20 protein-coding genes are annotated in these 22,457 nt (G+C 42.2%); 13 read left to right on the top strand and 7 right to left on the bottom strand.

Annotated elements, in window-relative coordinates:
• Positions 1–57 precede the first annotated feature (57 nt).
• On the top strand, positions 58–1,401 hold the full coding sequence (locus tag IQ230_RS06120; protein WP_193931166.1) for a 16S rRNA (cytosine(967)-C(5))-methyltransferase: 1,344 nt from the start codon (positions 58–60) through the stop codon (positions 1,399–1,401).
• 54 nt (positions 1,402–1,455) lie between these two features.
• The gene (locus IQ230_RS06115; RefSeq protein ID WP_193931165.1) at positions 1,456–1,881 is read left to right on the top strand and encodes a tellurite resistance TerB family protein; all 426 of its coding nucleotides are present in this window, start codon (positions 1,456–1,458) and stop codon (positions 1,879–1,881) included.
• 23 nt (positions 1,882–1,904) lie between these two features.
• On the opposite strand, the gene psb35 is transcribed toward IQ230_RS06115, so the two are convergent.
• The gene (gene psb35, locus IQ230_RS06110) at positions 1,905–2,123 is read right to left on the bottom strand and encodes a photosystem II assembly protein Psb35 (protein WP_193931164.1); all 219 of its coding nucleotides are present in this window, start codon (positions 2,121–2,123) and stop codon (positions 1,905–1,907) included.
• A 198-nt stretch (positions 2,124–2,321) separates the two neighbouring features.
• Positions 2,322–4,622, bottom strand: coding sequence for a transglycosylase domain-containing protein (locus tag IQ230_RS06105; protein WP_193931163.1), 2,301 nt, complete (start codon positions 4,620–4,622; stop codon positions 2,322–2,324).
• A gap of 279 nt (positions 4,623–4,901) precedes the next feature.
• On the opposite strand from IQ230_RS06105, the gene folK reads away from it, so the two are divergent.
• The 9 genes from folK (at position 4,902) to IQ230_RS06060 (ending at position 15,810) form a co-directional block, all read left to right on the top strand.
• Positions 4,902–5,387: a 2-amino-4-hydroxy-6-hydroxymethyldihydropteridine diphosphokinase gene (gene folK / locus IQ230_RS06100; RefSeq protein WP_193931162.1), complete on the top strand. Its 486-nt coding sequence runs from the start codon at positions 4,902–4,904 to the stop codon at positions 5,385–5,387.
• Positions 5,388–5,463: 76 nt separating this feature from the next.
• On the top strand, positions 5,464–6,018 hold the full coding sequence (locus IQ230_RS06095; RefSeq protein WP_193931161.1) for an NUDIX hydrolase: 555 nt from the start codon (positions 5,464–5,466) through the stop codon (positions 6,016–6,018).
• A 211-nt stretch (positions 6,019–6,229) separates the two neighbouring features.
• Complete coding sequence (locus IQ230_RS06090) at positions 6,230–6,853, top strand: NUDIX hydrolase (RefSeq protein ID WP_193931160.1); 624 nt, start codon at positions 6,230–6,232, stop codon at positions 6,851–6,853.
• A 152-nt stretch (positions 6,854–7,005) separates the two neighbouring features.
• Positions 7,006–8,436 (top strand): cryptochrome/photolyase family protein, encoded by a 1,431-nt coding sequence (locus IQ230_RS06085; protein ID WP_193931159.1) that lies wholly within the window; start codon positions 7,006–7,008, stop codon positions 8,434–8,436.
• A gap of 75 nt (positions 8,437–8,511) precedes the next feature.
• Positions 8,512–9,837, top strand: coding sequence for a phosphoribosylamine--glycine ligase (gene purD / locus IQ230_RS06080; protein WP_193931158.1), 1,326 nt, complete (start codon positions 8,512–8,514; stop codon positions 9,835–9,837).
• A 43-nt stretch (positions 9,838–9,880) separates the two neighbouring features.
• The gene (gene nblS / locus IQ230_RS06075) at positions 9,881–11,842 is read left to right on the top strand and encodes a two-component system sensor histidine kinase NblS (RefSeq protein ID WP_193931157.1); all 1,962 of its coding nucleotides are present in this window, start codon (positions 9,881–9,883) and stop codon (positions 11,840–11,842) included.
• Between the two features lie 20 nt (positions 11,843–11,862).
• Positions 11,863–12,705: an alpha/beta fold hydrolase gene (locus tag IQ230_RS06070; protein WP_193931156.1), complete on the top strand. Its 843-nt coding sequence runs from the start codon at positions 11,863–11,865 to the stop codon at positions 12,703–12,705.
• A gap of 628 nt (positions 12,706–13,333) precedes the next feature.
• Positions 13,334–15,319 (top strand): S8 family serine peptidase, encoded by a 1,986-nt coding sequence (locus IQ230_RS06065; protein ID WP_193931155.1) that lies wholly within the window; start codon positions 13,334–13,336, stop codon positions 15,317–15,319.
• 266 nt (positions 15,320–15,585) lie between these two features.
• Positions 15,586–15,810 carry a hypothetical protein gene (locus IQ230_RS06060; RefSeq protein ID WP_193931154.1) on the top strand — a complete coding sequence of 75 codons (225 nt, stop codon included), beginning with the start codon at positions 15,586–15,588 and terminating at the stop codon, positions 15,808–15,810.
• A gap of 30 nt (positions 15,811–15,840) precedes the next feature.
• Here IQ230_RS06060 and IQ230_RS06055 read toward each other — a convergent pair whose 3' ends face one another.
• The 3 genes from IQ230_RS06055 to rpaB are packed head-to-tail and all read right to left on the bottom strand — an operon-like array spanning position 15,841 to position 17,789.
• Entirely contained in the window at positions 15,841–16,362 is a 522-nt protein-coding gene (locus tag IQ230_RS06055; protein ID WP_193931153.1) for a DUF456 domain-containing protein, read from the bottom strand.
• 3 nt (positions 16,363–16,365) lie between these two features.
• Positions 16,366–17,031: a cofactor assembly of complex C subunit B gene (locus IQ230_RS06050; protein WP_193931202.1), complete on the bottom strand. Its 666-nt coding sequence runs from the start codon at positions 17,029–17,031 to the stop codon at positions 16,366–16,368.
• A gap of 29 nt (positions 17,032–17,060) precedes the next feature.
• A complete protein-coding gene (gene rpaB, locus IQ230_RS06045; protein WP_099701866.1) occupies positions 17,061–17,789 on the bottom strand; it encodes a response regulator transcription factor RpaB in 729 nt (242 codons plus the stop codon).
• Between the two features lie 173 nt (positions 17,790–17,962).
• On the opposite strand from rpaB, the gene radA reads away from it, so the two are divergent.
• Together radA and IQ230_RS06035 are read left to right on the top strand one after the other, a co-directional pair.
• Positions 17,963–19,480: a DNA repair protein RadA gene (radA, locus tag IQ230_RS06040; protein ID WP_193931152.1), complete on the top strand. Its 1,518-nt coding sequence runs from the start codon at positions 17,963–17,965 to the stop codon at positions 19,478–19,480.
• A 250-nt stretch (positions 19,481–19,730) separates the two neighbouring features.
• Positions 19,731–19,994 (top strand): DUF7219 family protein, encoded by a 264-nt coding sequence (locus tag IQ230_RS06035; RefSeq protein WP_193931151.1) that lies wholly within the window; start codon positions 19,731–19,733, stop codon positions 19,992–19,994.
• 25 nt (positions 19,995–20,019) lie between these two features.
• Here the strand turns inward: IQ230_RS06035 and IQ230_RS06030 are convergent, their stop codons facing one another.
• Both IQ230_RS06030 and IQ230_RS06025 read right to left on the bottom strand, forming a co-directional pair.
• Positions 20,020–21,156 carry a glycosyltransferase family 4 protein gene (locus IQ230_RS06030; protein WP_193931150.1) on the bottom strand — a complete coding sequence of 379 codons (1,137 nt, stop codon included), beginning with the start codon at positions 21,154–21,156 and terminating at the stop codon, positions 20,020–20,022.
• A gap of 94 nt (positions 21,157–21,250) precedes the next feature.
• Positions 21,251–22,399, bottom strand: coding sequence for a UDP-sulfoquinovose synthase (locus tag IQ230_RS06025; protein WP_193931149.1), 1,149 nt, complete (start codon positions 22,397–22,399; stop codon positions 21,251–21,253).
• Positions 22,400–22,457 lie beyond the last annotated feature (58 nt).

Below are 22,457 nucleotides of genomic sequence, written 5' to 3'. Positions count from 1 at the left end.
ACTGCTAGCTAATCACTCCAATCACTAGTTACTAGTCACTAGTCACTAGCCACTAATATGGAAAATTCGCGCCAGCTTGCTTTTATTGCCCTCCGTTCAGTACAGCGGGGGGCTTATGCTGATGTTGCTTTAGATCGCATATTGCGTCAAACCGACCTAAGTAGTGTCGATCGCCGTTTGGTGACAGAATTGGTTTATGGTAGTGTCCGCCGACAGCGATCGCTTGATGCTTTGATCGATCAGTTAGCGAAAAAGAAAGCCCAGCAACAACCACCCGATTTACGTATTATTCTACATTTAGGACTGTATCAATTGCGGTATCTCGATCATATCCCTGATGCTGCTGCGGTAAATTCTACTGTAGAGTTAGCGAAAAAAAACGGTTTCTCAGGACTCGCCAGTTTTGTTAACGGATTATTGCGTCACTATGTTCGGTTAGCAAGCAGTGAAGCAGATCTCTTAAAATTACCAGACGATCCAGTAGAACGCTTAGGAATTTTACACAGTTATCCTGACTGGATTGTCGAAGTATGGTTGAGTCAATTCGGCTACGCAGAAACAGAACAACTCTGTAAGTGGTTAAATAAACCACCAGCAATTGATTTACGCATTAATCCTTTACGTGCTTCTGTAGAGAAAGTCGCAACTGCACTGCAAGACGTGGAAGTAGGTGTTACTCGTGTCGCCAATCTCCCACAAGCTTTAAGATTTACAACTAGTACGGGTGCGATTGAAAAGTTACCAGGCTTTGATGCGGGTTGGTGGACAGTACAAGACAGCAGCGCACAACTTGTTAGCCATATCCTCGATCCACAACCAGGGGAAGTCATAATTGACGCATGTGCTGCACCAGGCGGAAAGACAACACACATTGCTGAATTGATGCAAGATACAGGAACAATCTGGGCGTGCGATCGCACCGTCTCGCGCTTAAAAAAACTTCAGCAAAATATCGCACGATTACAACTCAAATCGATTCAAATCTGCACAGGTGATAGCCGCAATCTTCCTCAATTTACCGGTGTTGCAGATCGTGTCCTTCTCGATGCACCATGTTCGGGTTTAGGTACTCTTCATCGTCATGCAGATGCCCGCTGGCGACAAACTCCCGCGACAGTACGCGAACTTATCGGTTTACAAACAGAACTTCTTACTCACGTTGCTACTTGGGTTAAGCCTGGAGGTGTTCTTATCTATGCGACATGTACTTTACATCCCGAAGAAAATGAAGCGATCGTTCAAGATTTCTTGACGCACCATCCGCACTGGAGAATAGCACGTCCCGCTGCAAATTCTATCGGTTTCCTTTATGCTACAACCGCAGGGTGGATGAAAGTGTTACCTCATCACCAAGCAATGGATGGATTCTTTATAGTTCGTTTACAGAAAGAATCAGAATAAACTTGTATCGTGAAATAAAATTGCTAATTTTTCAAAAGCCAAGGACAAAATTAAATGAAAGAAGATAAAGCTAGTGTAAAAAAGTTAGTAAAAATTTTGATTGGGGCTGCTTGGGTAGATGGAGTCATCCAACCCGAAGAAAGAGAATATTTACATAAAGTAGCAACAGAAAAAGACGTGGCTGCCGATCCAGAAATTCAGCCTTTGCTCAATGAACTTAAGACTGTGCAGCCAACTGAGTGCTACGAATGGATAAAAGAGTATTTAGGAGAGCACCCTGGTTCTAAAGCTTACCAAGATTTACTAGAAGCTATCAGTGGCTTGATTTACCGCGATGGAGAAGTAGCAACAGAAGAAGCACGACTTCTTACTAAATTACAATCATTGGATACAGCAGATAATTCTCCTCAAAAAGCTTACTCTACTGTACTCAAAGGAATTCAGACGCTTTACCGACGCTGGGTTATTACTCAAAGCTAGGTAGAAAACAGCACAGATAATAACTAGGATTTTGGCTCACCAATACCTGGAGTTTCTTCTTTCTTAACCTCTGGCACAATATCTGGGCGCTCTTTATTTTCCCAACCAACGGGGCGTTTGGAGTTGTACCAAGCGATCGAACCAATAGTAGTAGCAGCGATAAAGCCAACAACAATAGCTGCGGTAGCAGCAACGGGAAAGTGAGGAACGTTATCTGTTGCTGCTTGCATTAGTATTTCCATGATTATTCTTCCTATATTTAGTCAGTACTGCTTTTAAGACCGTATAAAAACACAATATAACTTACATCCACCCCAAGTTTGATCCCAATATAAGAGAGTGTTGAGTTATGAGTGTTGAATGTTGAGTTATGAAAATTCTTTTAATTCAAAATTCAAAACTCGCGCACTAGTCACTAGCTACTAATCACTAACCACTCATCACTCTTTCGTCGGGACAACATAACCAGCATCAGACGTTCCAGAAGAACCGTTAGCTGGAGGTAGCTCTTTTCTTGGAGTATCAGGCTGGCGCAGGTTGCGTAAACGTTCTCGTAGTTCTCCTTGTGGTGGTGTAGGTGTTTGAGCGCTTGTTGGAGACTTGGCAGGAGGTGAGGCTGGGCGTACGTTACGACGACGCGATCGCTTTCTAGGTTGAGGTGCTATTGCTTCAGGCTGATTGCGGCGATAACTTCTGCGACGGTTGTTATCAAAACTTCTACTAGATGACGGTGTTCTACCCGATGAAACTCGCTTCGGCTTAATTGGTTGTGCCTTAATACTACCCTTGCGCCCTGTTAAAGTCGGACGTTCTGGGAAATCTTCTACAGGGATATCTTCTACTGCGCTCATCATAAATTGACGCCAGGTGGCAGCAGCAGTACCGCTATTACCCCAAGTTGGTTCATTGTTATCGTTCCCTAGCCAAACCCCAGCAACAAGTTGCGGGATATAGCCCACAAACCAGAGATCGCGTGATTCATCTGAAGTTCCTGTTTTTCCAGCAACAGGACGATTTAAAGATGCAGGGCGTCCGGTTCCTGCTTGCACTACATTTTGTAGCATCCAAGTTGTAATTGCCGCGCTACCTGGATCTAAAACTCGCTTTGGTTTATGTTCAGTACTGTAAAGAACTTCTCCACTTCGATTGAGAATCCGGCGAATTCCGTGCGGTTCTACGTGCATGCCTTGAGTTGCAAGCGTACCATACGCACTTGTAAGTTCGAGTAAATTAACTTCAGACGAACCAAGTGCAAGCGAGTACATCGGTTGTAGTTGTGACTTGATTCCCATTTGTTGTGCGAGTTTAGTCACGGGATCAAAGCCAACGTCAATTAATACCTTAACTGCGATCGTATTAATCGAACTTGTCAAAGCATCTCGCATTGTCAGCCAACCACGAAACTCACGGCTATAGTTTTTTGGTTCGTATCCTTCGACAATGTAAGGAGCATCCAAGTAGGAATTGTAAGGAGAAAGTCCTGTAGCGATCGCTGCTGTATAAACAAAGCCTTTAAATGTCGATCCTGGTTGGCGCTGTGCTTGAGTAGCGCGGTTAAACTGATTTTTCTCAAAGTCTTTTCCACCTACTAAAGCTCTAATTTCACCATTACGTGGATTAATTGCTACCAAGGCGGCTTGCTCAAAATTTTGCCACCGACCATTGTTTGTGACGGTGTTCTTGACTGCGGTTTCTGCTGCATTTTGCCACTGCGCATTTAATGTTGTCTCGACAATTAAACCACCCGCTTCAATGTCTTCTGGCGCAACATACTTTGGTAATTCCTTTTGGATATAAGTTGTGAAGTAGGGTGCTGTAACTTGGAGGCGCTTGGGTAAATTGGTATTGAGAGTAATCGGTGCAGTTCTTGCTGCAGTTGCGGTTGCTGCATCAAGTACTTGATCCTCACGCATTCTTTGTAAGACTAAATTCCGCCGTTGTTGTGCTGTTGCTAAATTTACTACTGGCGAGTAACGGCTTGGGGCAGGGGCTAAACCCGCAATCATTGCCATTTCTGGTAAAGTAAGCTCGTCTACTGGTTTACTGAAATACACCCACGCAGCATCTGCAACGCCATACGCACCCTCGCCTAAATAAACTAAGTTGAGATAGCGCTCTAGAATCTGTTCTTTGGTTAAATTTGCTTCTATTTTCTGCGAGAGCCGAATTTCTTTTAGTTTGCGCCAAATTGTGCGATCTTGATTTAAAAACAGAATTCTGGCAAGCTGCTGTGTAATTGTACTACCACCTTCTACAACATTAGCAGAGCGCAAGTTAGACAGTGTTGCCCTGGCAATTCCTTGGTAGTCGATCCCATTGTGTTGATAAAAACGGCGATCTTCTGAAGCAATAAATGCTTGCACTAATGGCTCAGGAATTTCTGCTAGCTTAAGTTGTTCGCGAGTTGCTGGTCCAGTTTGTTGCAGAATAGTACCATCAGCAGCTTTAATCGTTAGAGTTTCATCTCGTACTACCGTAAATAGTTCTGCTGTTTGAGGCAAACTTTGCTCAATAGAAAACCAAATTCCGCCTAAGGCGATCGCACTACCCCCAATACCAATAAACCAAAGCGAACGACGATGTTGCGGTTGCTTTCCTGTAGATGAGGACACTAGTTGCTTGATCTGAGTCACAATTTTGGCAATTTTCCGGCGGGGAAGTTGCTGACGACTTGGAGTTGTCTTAGTTTTTTTTGCTGGTTCAGTGTTACGGATTGCTTCTTGTTCCTTAAACCAGGGCATATTTGGCACGTTACTTCCTCGCTTCACTCCATTTCAAATGCAGCCCATTTATTAGTTATTTTATTTTTTGTCTATTTTACGACTTGATGGAAAGCAACGTTGTGAATCGAGCAACTGAAACTGAGTTTTCGCTGGTGGAGTAGAGATCAAGGAATCAATATCAAAACGCACAGCAGCTAAAAATCAGAAATTCATCAGCCCCAACTTTACCGGTGATTAGTGGCATGGTTAGAGTTGAGGTGAATAGATTTGAGCTAATGAGTGACAGGATAGTAGAAGTTGAACACACATGGTTTATGTGCGATCGCACTGGGAAGTAATTTAGGAAACTCTCGCAACACCGTAGCAGCTGCATTGAAAAGTTTAAGCGCTACGCCTCATATCACTTTAATAGCTCAATCAAGCTGGTATCAAACCGCTGCTGTCGGTCCACCGCAACCAGATTACATTAATGGCTGTGCTGTGTTGCAAGTACAAATGACTCCACAGTTAATGCTAGAAACTCTCTTGGATATTGAAGCTCAATTCGGTAGAATACGGCGAGAACGCTGGGGACCGCGATCGCTCGATCTTGACTTATTACTCTATAATAACCTCATTTTAGAGACTCCCACACTGCAAATTCCCCATCCGCGCATGCGCGATCGCGCCTTTGTGTTAGTACCTTTAGCAGAAATTGCCCCCACTTGGATTGAACCTGTATCCGGTAAAGCGATCGCCCAACTCGTTGAAGCGGTAGACTGTTCTGGTGTTGTTCGTATTTGAAATCGTATTACCGAGTTAAACATAATTTTAAACATTTTATTAATTTTTCCCTTCCCTCGCCCCTAACCCCTCACTTATGCCCCCAGCTAAAGAACCTCCACAACTACTCAGACAGCATCTCTACTATCGCGGACGCAAATTTGATTTTGAAGTGAGTCGTCTGCGCCTCCCTAATCAAGCAGAAGGAGACTGGGAATGCGTTCGTCATCCAGGAGGTGCGCTAGCCGTACCTGTCACCCCTGAAGGTAAGCTGATTCTTCTGAAACAGTACCGTTTTGCAGTACAAGGACGACTTTTAGAGTTTCCGGCAGGTACCGTAGAACCTAACGAAGATCCTTTTAAGACAATTCAAAGAGAAATTCAAGAAGAAACTGGCTACCGCGCTCACAAATGGCAGAAATTAGGACAATTTTTCCTAGCTCCAGGGTATTCTGATGAAGTCATTTATGCTTTCTTAGCACAGAATTTAGAATTACTAGAACAGCCACCGCATCAAGATATCGATGAAGATATGGAAACTGTGCTGATGACTGTACAAGAATTAGAACAAGCCATTTTAGATGGCGAAGCAGTTGATGCTAAATCAATTTCTAGCTTTTTATTAGCAAAACCATTTTTGAATCAAATTTAGCATCAATCTTGAGAAAATCGGCGCGTGACACCGCAGCTACACATAAGAAGTAGAGGAAATAAGAGATTAAATTATTGTAATTGAGTGCAACCATTTTTTATTGAAACGAACCTTGCCTTTTATGAAACCTTGATTTTTTTAGTCCACGAAGGTGGACTTCGTTTTTTGAGCCGCGACTTCAGTCGCCAGGCTGTACATAAAGGAGATAATTATGACCCTCAAGTGGCTGAAATGGTCACAGAGATTGCAGGCGATTGCGCAAAATGGACTTACTTACACTCAAAGTCCATACGATAGCGAACGATACCAGCAAATACGTCAAATTGCAGCTGATATCATGGCAACTTACGCTCATGAAACACCAACATATGTCTGCGATTTATTTAGCAAAGAAGAAGGTTACGCAACTCCTAAGATAGACGTTAGAGGTGTTGTCTTTCATAACAATCAAATTCTTTTGGTTAAAGAACGCGAGGATGGCTGCTGGACATTGCCTGGAGGATGGGTTGATGTAGGAGAATCACCCAGCAATGCAGTTGTGCGTGAAGTGTACGAAGAGTCAGGTTATCACACACAAATTGTCAAACTATTAGCAATATACGATCGCAATCATCCGCGTCATCAACATCCACCTCTACGACATCATGTTTACAAACTTTTTTTTCAATGTCAAATAATTGGTGGTAGCCCAGCAGAAAGCATAGAAACATCAGAAGCAGCCTTCTTTGCAGAGCAAAATCTTCCAGAACTTTCACTCACTCGCGTTGTTCCTTCCCAAATTGCGCGGCTGTTTGAGCATTATCAAAATCCTGATTGGCAAGCAGATTTTGACTAGATGTTCGATGTTCTTGCAGCAAGTAAGACACTCATCTTACAACGGGGTAGGCTTCCCATCTGCCCTTCTTGATGCAAGATCTGAATCAACCCACTTAACTGATGCTCATAGCATTTACACTATTAGTACAAAAGAACTATTTTTAAATACTAATGTCTAATTTAACTTTATTCTGGCACCGTCGCGATTTGCGTATTTCAGACAATACCGGACTAGCCGCCGCAAGCAAGCATCAAAAAGTAGTTGGAGTGTTTTGTCTCGATCCCAACATTCTAGAACGCGATGACGTCGCCCCCGTGCGCGTAACTTACATGATTGGGTGTTTACAAGCCCTACAACAGCGATATACAGAAGTTGGTAGTCAATTACTCATTCTTCACGATAATCCAGTACAAGCGCTCCCAAGGCTTGCAGCAGCGTTGAATGCTCAAGCTGTATTCTGGAATTGGGATGTTGAGCCGTATTCTCAAGAACGCGATCGCGCTGTGATGGAGGCTTTAAAAGAAAAGGGCATTCAAGTTTTACACAAGAACTGGGATCAAATTCTCCACACTCCTGATGAAATTTACACGGGTTCTAACCAGCCTTATACTGTATTTACTCCTTTTTGGCGCAACTGGAGCAGTAAATCCAAGGCTGAGCCTGTAGCAACTTTACAAGGTGTCACAGGGATAACATCAGCAGAACAAGAAATTGCGCAGCAAGCAGGGGTTATTCCACTTCCCACAGCTAAAGATTTAGGATTTGTTTGGGATCGCGATTTAATCATTGCCCCAGGCGAAATTGCAGCGCACGAAAGGCTAGAAGAATTTACCTACAAAGCGATTACTGAGTACAAAGAACAGCGGAATTTTCCTGCCATTGATGGAACATCTCAACTCAGCGCCGCGCTCAAATTTGGTGCAATTGGCATTCGCACAGTGTGGGCTGCAACGATCGCCGCATTAGAAAATAGCCGCAGTGACGAAACTGATACAAGTATCCGCGCTTGGCAACAAGAACTAGCTTGGCGGGAATTCTACCAACACGCAATGTATCACTTTCCTAAATTAGCAACAGGAGCTTATCGCGAAGCTTTCAAAAATTTTCCTTATGAAAACAACGAAGAACTTTTTCAAGCCTGGTGTGAAGGTAAAACTGGCTACCCAATTGTCGATGCAGCCATGCGTCAGATGAATGAAAGTGGCTGGATGCATAACCGTTGTCGCATGATTGTAGCAAATTTCCTTACTAAAGATTTGTTAATCGATCCGCGTTTAGGCGAAAAATACTTTTATCAACGACTCATTGACGGCGATCTCTCAGCAAATAATGGTGGCTGGCAGTGGAGTGCATCCAGTGGAATGGACCCCAAACCTGTACGCATCTTTAACCCTGCAAGTCAAGCTCAAAAGTTCGATCCCGAAGGCGAATATATTCGGCAATGGGTGCCTGAATTACGCTCGGTAGATACCGAATACGTGCTCAGTGGTAATATTCCTGAACAAGAAAGAGAAGCTCTCGGCTATCCGTTACCAATTGTGGATCACAAATTGCAACAAAGACAGTTTAAAGCAATTTATGCACAGCAAAAAGTACACTGAGATAATGAAAAGTGGACTGTTGATTAAGTTCTAATTTAATGAAAAAATTGACTCGCTCTTGGCACGAGGATTAAAGTGAAAGTCTTAGTTGTAGGTAGTGGAGGGCGCGAACACGCGATCGCTTGGAAACTTTCGCAATCGCCGCAAGTTAAAGTCTTTTGTGCACCTGGTAATGGTGGGACAGCAATGCTAGAACGCTGTCAAAATCTGCCTTTGAGTGTCGAAGACTTTGATGGTATCGGAGAATTTGCGCGATCACATAACATCGATCTGGTTGTCGTTGGTCCCGAAGTTCCTCTTGCATTGGGAATCACAGATTACTTACAGCGCCAAGGAACGAAAGTCTTTGGTCCAACACGCGCTGGCGCACAAATTGAAGCAAGTAAGGCGTGGGCAAAAGCTTTAATGCAAGAAGCAAAAATCCCCACTGCAAAAGCCGTAATATTTCATCAAGCCGCCGCTGCTAAAGATTATGTAAAGTCCCAAGGAGCACCGATTGTTGTCAAAGCTGATGGTTTAGCTGCTGGTAAAGGTGTCACAGTTGCTGAAACTATCGATCAAGCCCACAGCGCAATCGAAGCCATTTTTCAAGGGCAATTTGGTAAAGGGGAATTTGTCGTCATCGAAGAATGCTTAACTGGTCAAGAAGCCTCGGTTTTAGCTCTCACTGATGGTTTAACAATTCGCCCCCTGTTACCTGCACAAGATCATAAACGCATCGGAGAAGGTGATACAGGAGAAAATACTGGCGGTATGGGAGTGTATGCTCCTGCACCCATTGTTACGCCATTGATGGCAGAAGTTGAAGCAAAAGTTTTACAAAGCGCGATCGCAACTCTCAAAAAAAAGGGAATTGACTATCGCGGCGTACTTTATGCTGGCTTGATGATCAGTCCCAACGGGGAATTCAAAGTTTTAGAGTTTAACTGTCGCTTTGGCGATCCTGAAACTCAAGCAATCTTACCGCTCCTCGAAACACCTTTGGAAGATTTATTACTTGCTTGTGTGGAACAGCGATTAGCACAAATGCCTCCCATTGCTTGGAAAACAGGTGCGTCAGCTTGTGTGGTGATTGCTGCAGGTGGCTATCCTGGAACTTATGAAAAAGGAAAAGTCATTACTGGTATTGACTCCGCAGCAGCATTAGGTGCAAACGTTTTCCACGCCGGAACCAAACTCGTACAAGCTAATGAAGAAAATCTACTAGCCCCTAGCCACTCACCACTAGCCACTCACCTCGTCACAGATGGTGGTCGAGTTTTAGGTGTCACTGGAACTGGCGATAACTTTGAACAAGCGATCGCTCTTGCTTATCAAGCAGTTGATTGCATTAAATTTGAGAAAATGTACTATCGGCGTGATATTGGCTACCGAGTCAAATCAAAAGCTGTTAATTTTTAGTTGTTAGGTTTTAACAGAAGCCACCACTAACAACTTACAGAAGATGCTAGCTTTACTGCAGAAAATTCGCGAAGCGATCGCCCATTGGTGGTCAGAGTTTACACTCCAGACTAAGCTAATGGCTGCTGCCACGTTGGTGGTTTCATTGATCATGAGCGGTCTGACTTTCTGGGCAGTCAATACCATTCAACAAGATGCCCGTCTTAACGATACTCGCTTTGGTCGCGATCTTGGTCTCTTGCTGGGGTCTAATGTTGCCCCTCTGATTGCCGAAGACAATTTGACAGAGGTCGCTCAATTCTCACAACGCTTCTACAGTAGTACCTCAAGCGTGCGCTATATGCTCTACGCTGATGAGTCTGGCAAAATCTTCTTTGGCATTCCTTTCTGGGATTCGGAGGTGCAAAACTCATTAACTATTGAGCGCCGCATTCAACTGCCAGATGACTACGCTGCCAATGCAGAATTACCAATGGTGCGGCAGCATCGTACGCCTGATGGTATTGTGACTGATGTTTTTGTGCCCTTAACGCACAATGGTACATATTTAGGTGTTTTAGCAATTGGCACAAACCCCAATCCTACTGTCATCACATCATCTAATCTCACGCGGGATGTCACGATCGCCGTATTTATTTCAATTTGGGTAATGGTGATCCTCGGTGCGGTTTTCAATGCGCTATATATTACTAAACCAATCAAAGAACTACTTGTCGGAGTTAAAAACATTGCTGCGGGAAATTTTAAGCAGCGAATTGATTTACCAGTTGGTGGCGAACTCAAAGAGTTAATTTTTAGTTTTAATGAAATGGCGGAGCGCTTAGAACGCTATGAAGAACAAAATATTGAGGAATTAACCGCACAAAAAGCAAAGCTTGAAACACTCGTTTCCACAATTGCTGATGGCGCAATCTTACTCGACACTGATATTCATGTAGTGTTAGTGAATCCGACTGCAAGACGAATGTTTGGTTGGGATAGCGCACCTGTAGTTGGTAGTAATGTTTTGCATCATTTGCCGCCAGTACTACAGATGGAATTATCACGTCCCTTGTATCAACTTGCAGCAGGCGATCGCGACAGTGCTGAGTTTCGCATTTCTCTCAATCAACCTACGAGTCGCACAATTCGGATTCTTTTGACAACAGTTCTCGACCAATATCGAGAAAGCCTCAAAGGTATTGCTATGACGGTGCAAGATATCACTCGTGAAGTCGAACTTAATGAAGCTAAAAGTCAGTTTATCAGTAATGTCTCACATGAATTAAGAACGCCTTTGTTTAATATCAAAACTTATATTGAAACCCTACACGACTACGGCAAAGATCTCGATGAAGAACAGCGCCGTGAGTTTCTCCAAACTGCTAACAATGAAACTGATCGTTTGACACGCCTCGTTAATGATGTTTTAGATTTATCGCGTTTAGAATCGTGCCGCATTTATCATTTTGATGCAGTAGATGTTGCCCAAGCCATCGATCAAACTCTGCGTAATTATCAATTAAATGCTAAAGATAAAGGTATTGAATTAATTCAAGAAATTGAGCCGAAGCTACCTCCAGTATTAGGAAATTATGACTTATTACTGCAAGTGTTTACTAATCTAGTAGGTAATGCGTTGAAATTTACTAACGCAGGTGGCAAGGTTGTGATTCGCGCTTATTTATTAGAAAGCATTAAATCAAAACACAATGTATCTCTGCTTAACCCTCACCCACTCAGAGGGAAAGTTCGTATCGAAATTTCAGATACAGGGATGGGAATTGATCCCGAACATCAAGAGAAAATTTTTGGTCGTTTCTTTCGGGTAGAAAACCGCGTTCATACTTTGGAAGGAACAGGGTTAGGGCTATCAATTGTTAGAAACATCATTGATAAGCACCATAGCAGCGTACACTTAGTCAGTGAGGTTGGTGTAGGCACAACGTTTTGGTTTGATCTTGCTGTGTTTCAAGAAGCAATTTTAGAAAATTCGTCAACCGTGAAAGCAGCAGATGACAATTAGCATAGCGAGGGTTAGGCACGGTGAATACTGAAAATCAAATTAAAGTAGGCTCATTGGAATGGTTTTATCGAGAAACTAAGCCGAGTCAGAGTTTGGACAAGCCACCAGTGCTTTTGCTGCATGGTATTCCTGCCCAAAGCTACATCTGGACAGCAATAATGCCTACTCTGGCAGAAAAAGGTTTTCGCGCGATCGCTCCTGATTGGATTGGGTTTGGCTTTTCTGCTAAGCCCGATCGGCGTGATTTTGCTTACACCCCAGACGCTTTTGTCACTGCTTTCGCCGCACTTATTGAAGCATTGGAAATTCCGCGCTTTTCCCTAGTCGTGCAAGGTTTTCTAGGTTCTGTTGGTTTACAATACGCCTTACGCCATCCTCAGCAAATTGAACGCTTAGCAATTCTTAATGCACCCGTTTCTCCAAGTGCCAAACTACCGTGGAAGCTGAAGCAATTAGGACTTCCTTTTATGGGTGACATGCTAACACAAGACCCACTTTTAGTTGATCGTACTTTAGAAAGTGGTAGTCGCTATCAAATTGGCGAGAAAGAACTCAATGTTTACCGCAAACCTTTTTTGACAAGTTCTGCTGCTGGGCGATCGCTTTTGGCCACTGTACGCAATCTTCAACTCCAACCATCACTCGCTGAAATTGCATCCGGCTTACAACAATGGCAACAACCAACGATGGTTATCTGGGGAGTAAAAGATCCTTGGCTGTCAATAACTGATGTCCAGGATACTGTCGAGTCTCTAAACAATGTCGAACTTGTCCAAATACCTGAAGCCGGACACTATCCCCAAGAACATTGGTCAGAAAAAGTTGGCGATTTACTACAATTGTTTTTGCGTCGTGCCACTTGATGTGTTTAGTAGTAGTTTGAGCTTTATTAAGAAGTCCACCTCTGTGGACTTCTTTTATTTAGCTGTGAATTTATTCGCTCAGTATTTATGACTGATATCAAATCCGGTTGATTAGTGATAACAAAAATAGTCAGTCTAGGTGAAGGGTGATTAGTAACTAACTACTAATAACAGCGTAACGATACCGATATTCTGGTTATTTAACCGGAGATGATATAAGTACTTTGTTGAGAGTTGGTATAACAGCTACAAAGTATTTAGTATAGAGCTTCATTGCTCTTTAGTTACAGGTATTCTATCTTATCCCTATTGCTTAGTATAGATTATTTCTTTTTCAAAGTTCTTTTCTTAATCAAATCTTTAAACAATTCATCCAAAAAAACAATATTTTTTTATTTTTATCTTCAAAATGCTTGTTAAATTACTATTGATTATATGTATAAGCTTCAATAAAATCTCCTTGTAGAGCACGCTGATCTCAAAGAGTATCTAACTCAATAGATCCTGCTTACAAGAGTTTGATGCTAAAAATTCTGTCTTCATACAGGCATTTAACTGTTTGCTATTAGCTTCTCTCAAGTTTTTTAAAATTTGAGAAATATTGATCTACCTATCCGAAAAATAAAAGATGTCGTACAACTTAAAGCTATTAGAAAGCTTTAGCTCAAATATTCCTAATAGTTCTCTCACTTCAGAACCAAACTTATCAGCAATATCGCCCAGTACGACTTCAGAACTGACTGAGTCATTGATCCGCGCAAATAATAGATCGAGTCGTTCTGTAACTTATTCTCCTGCTGACCTCACCAATCCAACTCAGACAAGCGCCTTTCAAGATAATGATTTATTGACTCAGATGAGTGTAAGTCAGGAAGTTCAAGAAATTCCACATTCAACATTTGATAATTATCTATATGCTACAAGTTACCCGCCAAACGGTAGTAGCAATCCACTAAGCACTACAAGCATTAATCCTATTTTTACTAACTTTAGTGTCTTTGATGCTTCTGGAGATAATACTACCACTAGTGTTTTTGAAAGTGGAGCTTTACGCCTCAGCTATAACTTAGCAAACGCAGTTTCTTTATCAAATGTCCGCTTAGAGGTACTAAGAAGCGATCGCGTTGTCTCAACTCTAGGATCTTGGAATCAAGCTAACTTATCTAACGAGTTAATAAACCTTGCCAGCTTTTCCAACTTCACTGGAGGAAGTTATCAACTGCGTGCAGTTGTTCGCACTAGTAATGGTCAAGAGTTTTCTTCTGCTTCTCAAGCAATGAAGGTATTGTCATGGAATCGAACTAATGGCACTTTTGCAGGTGAAACCATAGACTACACAGCAGAGTTGGGCACAGGTGCCGTCATTATGGGACGAGGTGGCACGGACACATTGAATCTATCTGGAATTTCTCCCTCTCATATCACAAGTATCAATGGCATGAGCCTTGCTGCTTTTAATCCATTGTCTGGCTCAACGACTAACCAAGCAGTTTTTGGAGGGACAGCCTTCGATTACATAAATCTTGCTGATGGTCGAGAAATTTACTTGCAAGGCATTGAGAGACTGCGCTTTTCGGACTCCTCAACCTTTGAACTGCAAGTACGCACTAACGATAACTTCTTTGGCTCTCAATGGAACCTACACATATCTGATGTAGGTAGTGCATGGCGCTTTACTCAAGGAACTAGCAACGTCTTACTAGCTTCTTTAGATACAGGGATTTTAACAGCATCTGGTGCTGGTGGAGGCATTGTTGATATTTCAACAAATCGCTTAATTACTGATCCTAGTGATGATGACAACTTCAACAATTACGGACATGGACATTCTGCGATTAGTATCATGTCTGCAACTGCCAACAATTCCTCTGGTATTTCAGGAATTAACTGGAATAGCAGTGTGTATGTAAACGATGTATATCGAGGTGTATCTCTACAGCAAGCAATTAGAGATACGGTTAGCTATGCGCGGGCTAGGAATCAAAAAGTTGTTTTCCAAGGTGGAATTCAAGGTAATTGGTTTAATAGTGGCGGTACGCGAGAGCAACTTGAACAATTAATTCGAGATAATTCTGATGTTGCTATTTTTGCTATTGCAGCGGGTAATGGTGGTCCTGGTGGAAATCTTTCTGATCCTAGCTATTTAACTAGTGTGAGTGGCGTTGCTCAATTAGAAACGACGCATAATAATCTAATTTCTGTTGGAGCACTTAGGAACACAAGTGCTACGACGACAATTAATGGTTTGACAAACGCTGTTTCAGTAAATATTGCTAGTTACTCTAACCGTGGTTCTAATTTGACACTCATGGCAGCGACAGATTCTCCAGCAATGGACAAGTTCGGTAATATGCGCTTTTTCGGCGGAACATCGGGTGCTAATCCTAATGTGGCTGGAATTGCTTCCTTAGTATGGAGTGTCAATTCGACCTTGACAGGAGGACAAGTACGTCAAATCTTGATAGACACAGCAATGGACTTAGGAACGCCTGGTAGAAATAATAGTTTTGGTTATGGATTAGTCAATGCTGACGCTGCGGTGCGTCGCGCATCAGCACTACAGCGTAGTTCTGACTTAGCTAGTCTTTATTCCGGTCGTTCGATATTTGTGTAAAATTGTTCCAATATAATTGGATGTCTCAAAGTAAAAAACTCTGAAACCCGTTTTTGTCGTTAGGCTATTATAATTCAGTTCCACAAGGAAGAAGCTGTGTTTTTGAGCAAATGTTTAAGCTCATTGTGTACTGTTGGAATTACTTTTATATCTATTCAAGATGGCGAACCAAGTACTATGACTCGTTGTCCTCCTAGTATTGAACCTGGTATCACGGTAACAGTTCAGATTTTCAAACAAGATTACCTCTAGAAGCGAAGGTAACTGTGAATGATCGTAACCTTCAAGAAGAGCTACAACTTAGTGGTATAACAGCAACAGGGAACGCGATCTATGCAAGAGTTTTTGAACGTTCTGGCATTTATACAATATCAACATCTAGAGATGGCGACGAAACTTCTATCTTGGAAAAAGTTGAAGTGACCAAAGACGAATGTCATGTCATCACTCGTAATGTTCGCGTTAGATTAAAACTGATTAACTGCAACTAATCTTGAGAAGACAACAAGCACTCTCAAAAGTTAATAAGCTCCAGCAATTTGTGACCAAGTTGTCAATATAAAAACACTTAAAGTAACAATTGCTAACGCTCCCTGAATTAAATTTCCTACTAAAGAACCGACAACAATTCCTACTCCAGCTTTAACAGCTAATCGCCAACTACGTTGATAAAAATATTCGCCAATAATTGCACCAAGTAAAGGTCCTAATAAAATACCAAGTAGAGGTCCGCCGAAAGGTAAAGTTGGTAATAAGCCTAAAAAACCTAAGATTAATCCAACAATTGCACCTATTTGCCCCCACTTGCTTGCACCTGCGCGTTTTGCCCCCCAATAACTTGCTAAAAACTCAATTCCAATACTTGCAAGCAGGACAGCGATCGCTACGACAAGTGGTACAACAATGCTACTTAAAGAGCCTTGCACAACTCCCCAAATAATAATTGCCATTAAAATTAAACTGGTTCCAGGAATTCCTGGAACCACAGCCCCAATTACACCAACAATCATTAGAGCAATTAACACCCAGTACAGAATTAACATAATTCATCCAGAGACAGCAGCGGTGTGGTTTGTATTGTTTTTTAGAGTGACACTCAACTTATCTGCAATTCCAGCAATCCAACTTTCGTCTTGCTTAGTATAACTACGAGGCGCATTAGCAGCTAAAACTAAAGCTCCCTCTTGACCTATTGGTTGTACAATGACACCTTGAGTATTCTCTGGCAAATAGTCAAACTCAATTTTTCCTGGATATATCTTTAAATCAACTAAGTATACAGGTTTGTGCTTGTCTAGCACTCGTTGTAAAATTGCTCCTGGTTTGACTTCCGATTTTTTGCCTAGAATTCCGCGCCGTAATAACACTTTACCTTGATAGAAGACGATGAGCGATCGCGTTGCTGTATTTGTTAATAGCAAGTGCGATGCCCAAGCTAATTCTGTTGCGATTGCTTCTGGCAATTGTGCTATTTCAAACCCTTCTTGACCGATTAAAGTGACTATATCAGGCGATCGCGGTGTAATTTGCTGCCACAGTAAACCAGTTAGAATTAACACAGCACTTAAAATTATCCCTAGGGCATCTGCGCGTGCCTGTGAACCGTTCAACTCCGGCGTCAGTAAACGGTTGATTAGCAATAATATTCCTCCCAACCCACCAACAATGATTGGTAGCAGCCGGAAAAATCGATGTTGATCTGGTTTAACCATCATACAGCTATTAGCAATTAGCTTTTACCTCACTCCTCTCCTGGTTCAATGATGCGCTGAAAGAGATAACCTGTTCCTCTAGCAGTGAGAATCAATTCAGGATTGCTCGGATCGTCTTCTAATTTAGCTCGTAAGCGGGAAATATGAACGTCTACTACGCGAGTATCTACGTGTCTTTCTGGAGTATAACCCCAAACTTCTTGTAAAATTTCTGACCGAGAAAAAGCTTCTCCAGAACGGCTTACAAGTAGCTCAAGCAGGCTAAACTCCATTCCTGTTAACCGAATTCGTTCGTCTCCTTTGTAAACTTGGCGCTTGTTTGTATCAATACGTAATTGACTAACATGAATCACACCGGAACTTGGGATTCCTGTCACACCTGTTTTATCTACTCGCCGCAATACAGAACGAATTCTTGCTTCAAGTTCTTTAGGAGAAAACGGTTTGACAACATAATCATCTGCACCTAACTCTAGCCCAGTGATGCGATCTGCGACATCTCCCAGGGCTGTTAGCATAATAATTGGGACATCTGATTCCTTACGCAGCTCTTGGCAAACTCCATAGCCATCTAACTTGGGCATCATGACATCAAGAACAACTAAGTCGGGTTGAGCTTTGCGAAATGTATCTAATGCTTCTTCCCCGTCAGCTGCTGTAACAACGTCATACCCAATCATGGACAGTCGAGTTTCCAAAATACGACGTATGCTTGCTTCGTCATCCACTACCAAAATTTTTTCTTTATGACTTTCCAATCTTCTTCGCGCTCCTTAATTGGATTTTATGAAACTTAATTTTTAGTACCATTAATTTAAGATTTTACCTGATTTGTGTATTAAAAAAGAGCGAATTTTCTGCTAAAAATTGATTTTAATTTTTTTTAAACTTTCAGTTTTCTAAACATATTTTAACACTTAGTAAATAGCCAATGCCGAAGCCTCGAACTTATTACGTTTGCAATGAATGTGGTGCAGAGTCTCCTCAGTGGTTTGGTAAATGTCCTGCCTGTGGAACCTATAATTCTTTAGAAGAACAAATTGAGTCAACAACATCAGCAATACCTAGTCGTGCCGGTTTACAAATTAGCCGAAGTCATCACAAATCTGCAGCAAAACCTGCCAAGCCAAGGGCATCACTTACTTTTGCTCAAATTAGCGATCGCCATGTGACACGCTGGATTTCTGGCTATGGTGAACTTGATAGAGTGCTAGGTGGAGGCATTGTTCCTGGTTCTTTAGTTTTGATTGGGGGAGATCCTGGAATTGGTAAATCAACTTTGCTTTTACAAGTCTCAAATCAACTCGCACAAAAGTATCGCATACTTTATGTTTGTGGAGAAGAATCAGGACAACAAGTAAAACTTAGAGCTTCACGTTTAGGAGTATCAAATCTAGTTAACGAGCCAAATAACAAAGAAGCAAATAGCGATTTGTCGCAACACAATGCTACTGCCACTGAGATAGCTGTTGGTGCAGATTTGTATGTATTACCTGAAACTGATCTTGAAGAAATTTTAAGAGAAATTGACTCGCTTAAACCGAATGTTGCTGTAATAGATAGTATTCAAACAGTTTATTTTCCTACACTGACTTCGGCTCCTGGTTCTGTTGCGCAAGTACGCGAGTGCACTGCGGCTTTAATGCAAGTTGCTAAACGTGACGATGTAACAATGTTGATTGTCGGTCATGTTACCAAAGAAGGAGCAATCGCTGGACCTAAAGTTTTAGAACACTTAGTTGATACTGTTTTATATTTTGAAGGCGATCGCTTTGCTTCACATCGGTTGTTGAGAACTGTCAAAAATCGGTTCGGTGCAACGCATGAAATCGGGATCTTTGAAATGATTGATAGTGGATTGCGTGAAGTTGCAAATCCTTCTGAATTATTTTTAGGTAATCGCGATGAACCTGCACCTGGAACTGCGATTGTTGTCGCTTGTGAAGGTACGCGCCCAATTGTTGTAGAGTTACAAGCTTTAGTCAGTCCTACAAGTTACTCTTCTCCTCGCCGTTCAACAACAGGTGTAGATTACAACCGTTTGTTACAAATCTTAGCAGTATTAGAAAAGCGAGTCGGTATTCCGCTGTCTAAGTTAGACTCTTATGTTGCTTCTGCAGGTGGTTTGAATGTTGAAGAACCTGCCGTCGATCTAGGAGTCGCAATTGCTGTTGTCGCATCTTTTCGCGATCGCGTTGTCGATCCTGGAACAGTTTTAATTGGAGAAGTTGGTTTAGGTGGACAATTACGGGCTGTTTCTCAAATGGAACTCCGCTTAAAAGAAGCTGCTAAGCTTGGTTTCAAACGTGCCATTGTTCCTAAAGGACAAAATCTTCCAGAGGTTAATTTAGAAATTATTCCTGTTGCTAAAGTTCTCGACGCTATAATTGCGGCTATTCCTCCGCAACACTTACAAGACTCTCTGCTACTTGATGATGATGAGCAGTAAATGCAAACTTTAGACTCTAAAGGAAACCAATGAAGAGACACTTTGTTAGAAAGTCTCCTACTTTGAGGATAAGGAAAAGTTAACTTTTGGTTACGATAAGGTTAACAAGCCTGCAATATACTAAGTAGTACTGATGAAAATCTAACAATCAGAGTGACGGCGATCTAACAATTTATAGGTGAGATCCGTATTGTTGTTTGCTTTACTTGATGTTAGATAGATAAGGGCGTTTAGCAAAATAGGATCTGCGATGGTAAACCAATCTGATTTTCTCTATCCGCGCAGTCGCTATTACGGCAAAGTCAAGCCGGAGAATTTGATTTTTAATGCCAATCTCCAAGAGTTTGCCCAGCGCGTTAGCTACATCTGTAATCTAGAAACTGCTGGGAAAATATCTCCTGAAGAGTCATACAAACAAATTCATGCGCTTTGGAAGGATCTCAAACGCACGAAAAAGCAACTGGGTGTTGGGGAAAATCCTTTTCAAGATGATTCCGAGAATCCTTCAGCATAAATTAATCACGATAGGATGCCAAGGTTTAGCAAATCAAGCTAGCTAAGTTCCGCGATGATACTTTAGTGTAATAATCTTGTAACTGGCGCGTAGCAGCGCCCCAACTCCAACGTTCTGCTTCGGTGCGGGCATTCTGGCGAATTATTTCTCTTTGTTGTTGTTGTTCTAGTAAGCGCTTCGTGGCAGCGATCGCTCCTTGATTATCGTCATCAAGATCAAATAAATAACCGTTGACATCTGAAGTGACAATATCTGGAATACCCCCTGAATTAGCTGCTACAACAGGGCATCCTGCAGCCATTGCCTCCAGTAGTACTAATCCCAATGTTTCTGTCCGAGAAGGAAAAACGAAGGCATCCGCAGAAGCAAACGCTGCAGCCAAATCTTTTCCAGTTAAATAACCTACGAAATGAGTAGGTGTTTGGGCAAAGTACTTTTCTAAAGCGTAACGATGTGGTCCATCTCCTACTAATGCTAAACGAGCTTCAGGAATTGCTAGTAGGATGGCTTTAATGCGTTCAATTTCCTTCTCTGCTGATAATCGCCCAACATAGAGTAACAAAGGACTTTCTGGATGACCTTGACTGAGATGCGATCGCATTTCTCTGCTTACCAAAGCAGGATGAAATAGTTCTGTATCTACACCTTTTTGCCACAACGCTACTCGCTCAATACCATGTGCAGCTAATTCTTGCATCATGGCGGTCGAAGTACATAAATTAATTTCTGCTTGGTTATGACCTGTTTTGAGTAATTCCCACAAAAAGCCTTCGAGCATTCCTAAACCATAATGCTGTAAATATTGTGGCAAATGCGTATGGTAAGAAGCAACCAAGGGAATTTTGAGGGTTTTGGCGTAAAATAACCCAGCCAAACCTAAAACTGCAGGATTAACAACATGAACTAGATCCGGTTGAAAGTGTTCCAATGCCTGACCAATTGCAGGTCGAGGTAGCGCCAGTTTTAACTCTGGATACAGTGGCAAGGGAAAGCCTGAAATACCGTGTACTTTAGCTCCTTTATATTCCGCAATTCCACCATCAGGTGCAAACACCATGACTTGATTGCCATTACGCTGGAGATGATCAATGGTATGGCTTAAGCGCGTGACAATGCCATCAACCTTAGGCAAAAAGGTTTCTGTAAATAGGGCGATTCGCATATATTAGAGGCTAGGGAGTAGGGGCTATCAGCTAGGGAGAGGCAAGGATTAGTCAGTATTCTGACTTCAGGAAACCTAACTTCTCACCTAACGTCTATCGCCGCCAAGAAACTTTAGGCAGAATTTGGTTGCGGTCAACACGATGCTGATACTTGACTGCAAAGTTAAGTAACGAGTCCAGCAGTGCTTCTGAAAGGTAATGCGGGTGCAATCCTAAGTTGAGTAAATTTGTGTTTTTAGCATTAAAGTAATGTTCTTCTTTTTCAATTCTGGGATTGTCTATGTTATTGATGTCAACGCTCAATCCTAGTGACTGTCCAGCTTTCTTCACCATCAATGCTAAGTCCCCAACACTGAACTGTTCCGTGAATTGGTTAAACACACGGAATTCTCCAGCTTCTGCTGGATTAGCGATCGCAATTTCTACACAACGTACAGTATCTCGGATGTCCAAGAAACCACGAGTTTGACCTCCTTGACCGTAAACTGTCAGTGGATGACCAATTGCTGCTTGAATGCAAAAACGGTTGAGTGCTGTCCCAAAAATGCCATCGTAGTCTAAGCGGTTAATCAGCAACTCGTCCATACCTGTTTCTTCGGTCAACACGCCATAAACCACACCTTGGTTTAAGTCAGTTGCTCTCAATCCCCAAATTCGACAAGCAAAATGGATATTATGGCTATCGTGAACTTTACTGAGATGGTACATACTACCTGGTTGTTTTGGATAAGGTAGTGTGTCTTTACGTCCGTTGTGTTCAATTGTGATATAGCCTTCTTCAATATCAATGTTTGGCGTACCATATTCGCCCATTGTTCCCAACTTCACCAAATGGCAGTCAGGAAACTCCCGCATAGCATACAACAAATTCAGCGTACCGACGACATTGTTGACTTGTGTCAAAACAGCATGTTCGCGGTCAATCATAGAAAATGGAGCTGAACGCTGTTCGCCAAAATGGACAATTGCGTCTGGTTCAAACTGATGCAACGCCTGATTGAGAAAATCGTAATTGTTAATATCGCCAACAAATAAGTCGATGGATTTTCCCGTCAAATCATGCCATCGCTGCAGCCTTTGTTTTATCGGCGCAATTGGAGTCAGGGTTTCCACACCTAGTTCCAGATCCCAGTACCGCCGTACCAGACTATCTAAAATGCCAACTTCGTACCCTCGATTAGAAAGGTATAGTGCGGTTGCCCAACCGCAATAGCCATCACCACCAATAACCAGGACTTTCATCTTCAAACTGTGCTAACTCGCTGATCTTCGCTAAATCTATCAGGTTTGTGACCCCTAT

Source organism: Gloeocapsopsis crepidinum LEGE 06123, assembly GCF_015207655.1.
GTDB classification, from domain to species: domain Bacteria; phylum Cyanobacteriota; class Cyanobacteriia; order Cyanobacteriales; family Chroococcidiopsidaceae; genus Gloeocapsopsis; species Gloeocapsopsis crepidinum.
This window is presented reverse-complemented; position numbering and strand designations above follow the sequence as displayed.

Excerpts from the sequence above, each read along its gene's own strand:
- IQ230_RS06120 (WP_193931166.1), top strand. The coding sequence starts at position 58 with ATGGAAAATTCGCGCCAGCTTGCTTTTATTGCCCTCCGTTCAGTACAG.
- IQ230_RS06115 (WP_193931165.1), top strand. The coding sequence starts at position 1,456 with ATGAAAGAAGATAAAGCTAGTGTAAAAAAGTTAGTAAAAATTTTGATT.
- psb35 (WP_193931164.1), bottom strand. The coding sequence starts at position 2,123 with ATGGAAATACTAATGCAAGCAGCAACAGATAACGTTCCTCACTTTCCC.
- IQ230_RS06105 (WP_193931163.1), bottom strand. The coding sequence starts at position 4,622 with ATGCCCTGGTTTAAGGAACAAGAAGCAATCCGTAACACTGAACCAGCA.
- IQ230_RS06095 (WP_193931161.1), top strand. The coding sequence starts at position 5,464 with ATGCCCCCAGCTAAAGAACCTCCACAACTACTCAGACAGCATCTCTAC.
- IQ230_RS06090 (WP_193931160.1), top strand. The coding sequence starts at position 6,230 with ATGACCCTCAAGTGGCTGAAATGGTCACAGAGATTGCAGGCGATTGCG.
- IQ230_RS06085 (WP_193931159.1), top strand. The coding sequence starts at position 7,006 with ATGTCTAATTTAACTTTATTCTGGCACCGTCGCGATTTGCGTATTTCA.
- nblS (WP_193931157.1), top strand. The coding sequence starts at position 9,881 with ATGCTAGCTTTACTGCAGAAAATTCGCGAAGCGATCGCCCATTGGTGG.
- IQ230_RS06065 (WP_193931155.1), top strand. The coding sequence starts at position 13,334 with ATGTCGTACAACTTAAAGCTATTAGAAAGCTTTAGCTCAAATATTCCT.
- IQ230_RS06055 (WP_193931153.1), bottom strand. The coding sequence starts at position 16,362 with ATGTTAATTCTGTACTGGGTGTTAATTGCTCTAATGATTGTTGGTGTA.
- IQ230_RS06050 (WP_193931202.1), bottom strand. The coding sequence starts at position 17,031 with ATGGTTAAACCAGATCAACATCGATTTTTCCGGCTGCTACCAATCATT.
- radA (WP_193931152.1), top strand. The coding sequence starts at position 17,963 with ATGCCGAAGCCTCGAACTTATTACGTTTGCAATGAATGTGGTGCAGAG.
- IQ230_RS06035 (WP_193931151.1), top strand. The coding sequence starts at position 19,731 with ATGGTAAACCAATCTGATTTTCTCTATCCGCGCAGTCGCTATTACGGC.
- IQ230_RS06030 (WP_193931150.1), bottom strand. The coding sequence starts at position 21,156 with ATGCGAATCGCCCTATTTACAGAAACCTTTTTGCCTAAGGTTGATGGC.
- IQ230_RS06025 (WP_193931149.1), bottom strand. The coding sequence starts at position 22,399 with ATGAAAGTCCTGGTTATTGGTGGTGATGGCTATTGCGGTTGGGCAACC.